Below are 6,975 nucleotides of genomic sequence, written 5' to 3'. Positions count from 1 at the left end.
GCCCGGGCGTCGGTGCGGTGGGTGGGGTCGGGCGGTGCTCGGTGTCGGTCGTTGGCGCGGCGCTGGGGTGCGGGTGTGGTGTGGGCCCGGGCGTCGGTGCGGTGGGTGGGGTCGGGCGGTGCTCGGTGTCGGTCGTTGGCGCGGCGCTGGGGTGCGGGTGTGGTGTGGGCCCGGGCGTCGGCGCGGTGGCTGGGTTCAGGCGGGGCTCGGTGTCGGTAGTCGGCGTGGCGGGTGGGGTCGGGCTGTGCTCGGTGTCGGTCATCGGCGCGTCGCCGGGGTGCGGGCGGTTTCCACCGAGCGGGTGGCGCGTTCGGACAGGCCGACGATCGCCGCGAGCCGTTCCACCGCCCGCGGCACCTCCCAGTCGTCGCGCCGCACCGCGGCCAGCGCCTTGGCCGGGGCGACCAACAGGTCCGGCGCGCCCGTCTCCAGGGCACGGACCAGCACCGCCCAGCCCGCCTCCCAGCGCTCCCGTTCCGGCCGCGCTCCGACGGCGGCCACCACCGCCTCCAGCGCGGCCTGCCTGAGGTCACCCCGCTCCGGGAGTTCGGCACGGGCCGGGTCGGCGAGCAGCAGCTCCGGGTCCGGCAGGTCCATCCGGTCCAGGTGGGCGAGGAGTTCCAGACCGGGCCCGTCGCCCACCGCGCCCCGCACCAGCAGCGCCAGCACGTCCCGGGACACGCCGGCCGCCGTGCCGAAGGCCAGCAGGGTCAGCGCGGCCTCCCAGCTGCGGGGCGAGGGCCAGGCGCCGCCGCGCCGGGTCTCGGTGCTCGGCAGCCGGTGGATCAGCGTCGGCCGGGCCTTCAGAAAGCCGCATACCGCGCGCCGGGCGAAGGCCACGGCCTCCGGCAGTCGTTCCGGGTCCAGGTGGGGCAGTTCGGCCCGGGGCCAGACCCCGCCGAGACCGCGTACCACCACGTCCTTGTCGTGCACCCAGTACAGGTGCACGAACCGGTTGGCCAGGGGCGGGCTCAGCTCCCACCCGTCCGCCGCCGACGCGCGCGGATTGGCGGCGGCCACGATCCGGACGCCCGGCGGCAGTTGCAGGGCGCCGACCCGCCGCTCCAGCACGACCCGGAGCAGCGCGGCCTGGACGGCCGGGGTGGCGGTGGACAGTTCGTCCAGGAAGAGCAGTCCCCGCCCGGCGCGGACCAGTTCCACGGCCCACTGCGGCGGCGCCATCGGGACGCCCCGCACCGCCGGGTCGTCGCCCACGATCGGCAGTCCGGAGAAGTCGGTCGGCTCGTGGACGCTGGCGATCACCGTGGTCAGCGGCAGGTCCAGGGAGTCGGCGAGCTGCGTCAGGGCCGCCGTCTTGCCGATGCCCGGCTCGCCCCAGAGCAGCACCGGCAGATCGGCCGCGACGGCCAGGGTGAGCGCTTCGAGCTGCTCGTCGGGGCGCGGTTCGGTCGTCGTCGTCCGAAGGAGGGTCAGGAGGTCTTCGGCGAGGCCGAGTTGGGCGTCCACGGGCAGCAGCGTGCGAGAAGTCATGAGGCATCACCTGGGTGTGTCGAAGGAACGGGAAGGCCGCGAGGGCCGAAGCGGGAAAGGGGGACGAGATCGTCCGGTCAGGAGGCCATGCCGGTTCGGGGCCGTGCCCGGTTGACGCGCTTGCTGCGCCACGTCAGGGGCGTGTGCCGACCGAGCCGGGGCGCGCCCGCGTCGGCGGCGGGATGCACGGGGACGAGTCCCGAGCGGAACAGCCCGTGCTCGATACGGCCGGCCGCGGCCGACTCCAGTTCCTCCCGGAGGGGCCCGTCGCGCAGCATCGCCCCGGGACCGAGCAGCCCCTCCACCACGGCCAGCGCCCCGGCGACATCACCGTGGCCGAGCCGCTCCCGGACCGCCGGCAGCTCCTCCGGGCTGCGGTGCACCGCGTCGATCGCCCGCAGACAGGGCAGCGCCGGCCCACCGAGCGCCACCAGCAGTTCCTCCCGGCGCAGTTCGGCCGGGTCGTGGTCGACCGCCGTCAGCACCCCGTCCCGCAACGCGATCCGGTGCACCTCGCCCCGGCACACCACCCGATGCGGGTCCGTGGGTTCGGGAGCCGGGCGGGTCTCCGGTACCGACCCGTACGTGGGCAGGGCCGCGGCGACGAGCGGATGCAGTCGGTCGGCACTGATCAGCCCGGCCCGCAACAGCTCCAGGTCCGGCAGGACCCGCGCCGCCGCCTCCGGCAGCACCGGAAGCGCCGCGACCTCCTGCGGCGGCGGTTCCCGACGCACCGGACGGACAGCCGGGACATGGCTGTCGTCAGGGGCGCAGAGCTCCAGCACCGCACGGCTGCGCGCGCCGAGCCGCACGGTGAAGGCCCCACGAGAACGGCCCTCGGCCCGCAGCAACAGCTCTGCCTCCGCGGCCCAACTCGCTTCGGCCCAGCGGGAGTCGGAAGCCAGGAGGCCCTCGTGCCGACCCGCCAGCTCCGTACTCCGCCCCGCATCCCACAGATGCCGATGCAGATCGAGCCGGAACCGCCGGTCGGGGTGCGGATGCGGATGGTGTCCGGGGCCGACGCCGCTCCCGGACTCCTCCCACAGGGCCAGCGACATCCGTTGCCCGGCGTCCGCCCAGGCAGGCGGAGTCCGCACCACCAGCCGCAGCGGACCGGGGTAGCGGGCCAGGGAGAGGGTCAGGCCGGGCCGGAGCCGTCCGTCGGGGGCGGACCGGGGCATGTGCCAGCGCAGCAGATCCGGTGCCAGCCGACGCAGATCGGCGCGGAGCCGGGTGACGAGTTCGGTGCCGTGGCGGTGGCGCACGGCGCGCAGATCGAGATCGACGTCGACACGGGCGGCGGCGCAGGCACCGGCCCAGTCACCGGCCGTACGGCGGGCGGTCGCGGTCTCGATCATGGACGGTGGCACGGCGTACTCGCGTACGCGCTGCCACATCGACAGGCGGGTCGGAATCGCGGGCGCGAAGTGAGCTGCCATCAGCACTCACCTTGCGCGGACGATTCCCCCAATCCACGAGAGGAGAAGTTCTTCATCGCCCGCATCATAAGCACCGCGATCACGATCTGTCAGCAGAGAACCCGCCCCACTCGTCCGGCACCCCCTCCGGTCGCGCCACGGCCCGGGGGCGGCGTCACGCTCGACGCCGCCCCCGAACCGCGCACGGGCCTCGGCAACTTCACTCAGTCCGCGAGCAGTTCGACCTCCGAGACGGTCGCCTCGCCGTCCAGCACCAGGCGGTACCTCTCGTACGCGCCCGGAGTCCCCACGGAGAACGCCCTGGTCTGCCGGTCCCAGGCGAAGGACTGGCCGGTCCGCCGGTCCAGCGTCTTCCACTCGGTGCCGTCGGAGGAGCCCTGGAGGGTCCAGCCGGTCGGCGCCTTCGTGCGGTCCGCGGAGGTCAGCGTGTACTGGACGCCCTTGGCCGCCCGCTGCGTCGGCAGGTCGACGGAGGTCACCGTCGCGGTGGTCGCGGAGGTGTTGTCGAACAGGGCGCCGTCACCCTTGAGCACGTCCGCCCGGGGGGTGGGCACCTCGTCGTCCTGGGTGATCGAGACGGGCGCCGCGTTCTTGCCGGTGCCCCAGGCCGAGGGCCGCGGACCCATGTCGAACTCCAGGACCCCACCCTTGGCGAGCAGCTTGTGCGGCAGCGAAGTCGACGTCCACGCCTTGCCGTTGACCTTCAGTCCCTGCACGTACACATTGCGGGCGCTGTTCCTCGGCGCCTTGACGACGAGGTCCTCGCCGTTCTCCAGATGGACGGTCATCTTGGTGAACAGCGGTGAGCCGACCGCGTATTCGCCGCTGCCCATCACGAGCGGGTAGAAGCCGAGCGAGGAGAACAGGAACCAGGCCGACTGCTCGCCGTTGTCCTCGTCGCCGTGGTAGCCCTGGCCGATCTCGCTGCCGGTGTAGAGGCGGGAGAGCACCTCGCGGACGTTCTTCTGCGTCTTCCACGGCTGTCCGGCCGCGTCGAACATGTACAGGGCGTGGTGGGCCACCTGGTTGGAGTGGCCGTACATGCCCATCCGCACGTCCCGGGCCTCGGTCATCTCGTGGATGACGCCGCCGTAGGAGCCCTTGAACTCGGGCGATGCCGTCTCCGGGGTGGCGAGGTACTCGTCCAGCTTGTCACCGAGCTTGGCGCGCCCGCCGTACAGGTTGGCGAGCCCTCGGCTGTCCTGGGGGGCCGTGAAGGCGTAGCCCCAGCCGTTGGTCTCGGTGTAGTCGTAGCCCCACACGCGCGGGTCGTACTTCTCCGACTCCACCCGCCAGTCGCCCTTGAGGTTCCGGCCCTGGAAGAAGCCGGCCTCGGAGTCGAAGAGGTTGACGTAGTCCTGGGCGCGGTTCAGGAAGTACTCCGACTCCTCCCGGTAGCGCTTCTCGCCGGTCTTCCTGTAGAGGGCCTGGCCCATCTTCGCGATGCCGTAGTCGTTGAGGTAGCCCTCCAGCGCCCACGACAGGCCCTCGTGCGTCTCGGTGCTGGTGTAGCCGAGGAAGGGCGAGGTCTCCATGCCCTTGCGGCCCACGCCGGACGACGGGGGCACCACGGTCGCGTTCTTCACGGCCGCGTCGTACGCCGACTTCGCGTCGAAGTCGACGCCCTTGACGTAGGCGTCGGCGAACGCGACGTCCGAGGAGGTGCCGGTCATGAGGTCCGCGTAGCCGGGCGAGGACCAGCGGGAGGTCCAGCCGCCGTCCTTGTACTGCTGCACGAACCCGTCGACCATCTCACCGGCCTGACCGGGCGTCAGCAGCGAGTACGCCGGCCACGTCGTCCGGTAGGTGTCCCAGAAGCCGTTGTTGACGTACACCTTGCCGTCGACGATCTTCGCGCCGGTGTGCGTCGGGGTGTCCGGGTTCGGCATCGGCGAGAACGGCGAGGCGTACTGGTACTTCGAACCGACCTTCTCGAAACCGGAGTTGGGGTACAGGTACAGCCGGTACAGGCTGGAGTAGAGGGTGGTCAGCTGGTCCGGCGTGGCGCCCTCGACCTCGACCTTGCCGAGCAGCCGGTCCCACTGGCGCTGGGCCCGGTTCTTCACCGCGTCGAAGGAGGTGCCCTCCGGGATCTCCTGGCGCAGGTTGTCCTTCGCCTGGTCGATGCTGATGAGCGAGGTGGCGATGCGCAGGGTGAGCGTCCTGTTCTCGGGCTTGAACCGCAGATAGCCCTTGACCCCGCTCGACGACCCCTCCTCCACCGGCGCGTCGAACACGCCGTACACGAACAGCCTGGTCGCCCCTGTCGACAGCCCCGACTTCACGTCGGAGTAGCCGGTGAACGTCCCGTTCTCCTTGTCGAGCGTCAGCCCCGCCTGGTCGGTGACGTTGTCGAAGAGCACACTCGCGTCGTCGCCCGGGTAGGTGAAGCGCATGACGGCCGCGTGGTCGGTCGGCGCCATCTCCGCCTTGAGACCGTTCTCGAATCGCACGCCGTAGTAGTGCGGCCGTGCCGTCTCGTTCTCGTGCCGGAAGGCCAGTTGCCGCGCCTCCCGGCCCAGTTCGGGCGTGCCGGCCGCGGCGGACGGCATCACCTGGAAGGTCTGCCGGTCACCCATCCAGGGGCTCGGCTCATGGCTCGCGCTGAACGCCTGGATCGTCGGCAGGTTGTCGGCGTTGTTGGACCGCGCGTAGTCGTAGAGCCAGCTCAGCGAGCCGGCGTTGGTCACCGGTGTCCAGAAGTTGAAGCCGTGGGGCACCGCCGTCGCGGGGAAGTTGTTGCCGCGCGAGAAGCCGCCGCTGGAGTTGGTGCCGCGGGTGGTCACCGCGTAGTCCGACAGATGCGCCTTCGGCCGCTCCCGCGGTACGGCCTTCAGCGCCACGTCGTCCAGCCAGCCCCGGAACTTGGCCGGGCCCTTGGGGGAGTCGTACGCCACCAGGATCCGGTCGACGGTCTTGCCGGCCGCGACCGACCCGATCCGCGAGGCCACGTTGTTCCACTGGTTGACGTAAAGGATCTTGGCGGCTCCCTGCCCCTGCGGGGTCAGCGGGAAGCCGTGCTGGTCGGTCGCCTTCAGATCGCTCAGATACGTGCCGTCGGTGAAGGCGAGGTCGACGGAGACGTTCGTGGCGTCGTAGTCGCGGTCGCCGTCGGCCATGGACGGGAAGATCCGGTAAGACAGCCGGGTGTCGCGTCCGACGGCCACATCGACGTCGAAGACCTTGTTGTACGAGTACGCGCGGCCGTCCGCGGTGTGCCGTCCGGCGTAGCGCAGTGCCCGCTTGCCGGTGAAGCCGGCGCCCGCCTTCGCCGTCGGCGAGCCGGTGGGGCCGCGGTCGACCAGCGAGAGCATGTCCTGCGGGATCGGGTCGGCGCTCCCGCCCCTGGAGAACTGGACGTCGGCGAGCTGGAGTATGTCACCGCCGTTGTTCTTGGTGATGTTCAGCCGGAAATGACGGTATTCACCGGGATTGGCGATGTCGTACGTCTTCGTCTGGAACGGCTCGGAGAAGGACTCCCCGGTGCGGGTGTCCACCGTGGTCCAGTTCGTGCCGTCCGTGGAGCCCTGGAGGGTCCAGTCCGCGGGATTGCGCTCCTCGTGGTCGTTGGCCGACGTGAGCGCGTAGGTGACCACCTTGACCGGTGTGGCCAGGTCGAACTCCACCCAGCCGGTGGGGGCGAAGGTCAGCCACTTGGTGCTCGGCTCGACGTCGACGAGGTTCTCCTTCACCTCGCGGGCGCCGGCGTTCTCCCCGCTCGCGCGGACGTCCGTGACCTGATCGGTCACATTGCCCGGAATGCCGGTGCTGTACCCGCCGTCCACGCCCGCGGTCCGCTTGCTGCCGTCCGGCGCCGTCTCGACGGTGTTGAGCCAGTCCGGAGCCGGGTCGCCGGACTCGAAGGAGGAGCTGAACTCCCGGTCGGCGGTTGGGGCCTCGGGCAGGGCGACCGCGACGCCCTGTGAGCCCACCGCCAAAGCGAAGGCGGTCGCCCACGCAACCGCCGTGCCACGTCTGTGCCTCATCGGCGAACTCATTGGCAAGCCCTCTCCCCGCGCTCTGGACAACGTTGTCAGCTTCGGTG

At 71.4% G+C, this 6,975-nt stretch carries 3 protein-coding genes; all 3 read right to left on the bottom strand.

Annotated features, from left to right (window positions below):
• Positions 1-258 precede the first annotated feature (258 nt).
• The 3 genes from ACWDRW_RS22850 to ACWDRW_RS22840 all read right to left on the bottom strand — a co-directional run bounded on the left by ACWDRW_RS22850 (position 259) and on the right by ACWDRW_RS22840 (position 6,928).
• Positions 259-1,491 (bottom strand): AAA family ATPase, encoded by a 1,233-nt coding sequence (locus tag ACWDRW_RS22850; protein WP_451725781.1) that lies wholly within the window; start codon positions 1,489-1,491, stop codon positions 259-261.
• 77 nt (positions 1,492-1,568) lie between these two features.
• Positions 1,569-2,930 carry a hypothetical protein gene (locus ACWDRW_RS22845; RefSeq protein WP_451725779.1) on the bottom strand — a complete coding sequence of 454 codons (1,362 nt, stop codon included), beginning with the start codon at positions 2,928-2,930 and terminating at the stop codon, positions 1,569-1,571.
• Between the two features lie 203 nt (positions 2,931-3,133).
• Positions 3,134-6,928, bottom strand: a complete 3,795-nt coding sequence (locus tag ACWDRW_RS22840) for a GH92 family glycosyl hydrolase (protein ID WP_451725777.1) — start codon at positions 6,926-6,928, stop codon at positions 3,134-3,136.
• Positions 6,929-6,975: the final 47 nt, after the last annotated feature.

This window comes from Streptomyces sp. NPDC003635 (assembly GCF_053587635.1).
This window is presented reverse-complemented; position numbering and strand designations above follow the sequence as displayed.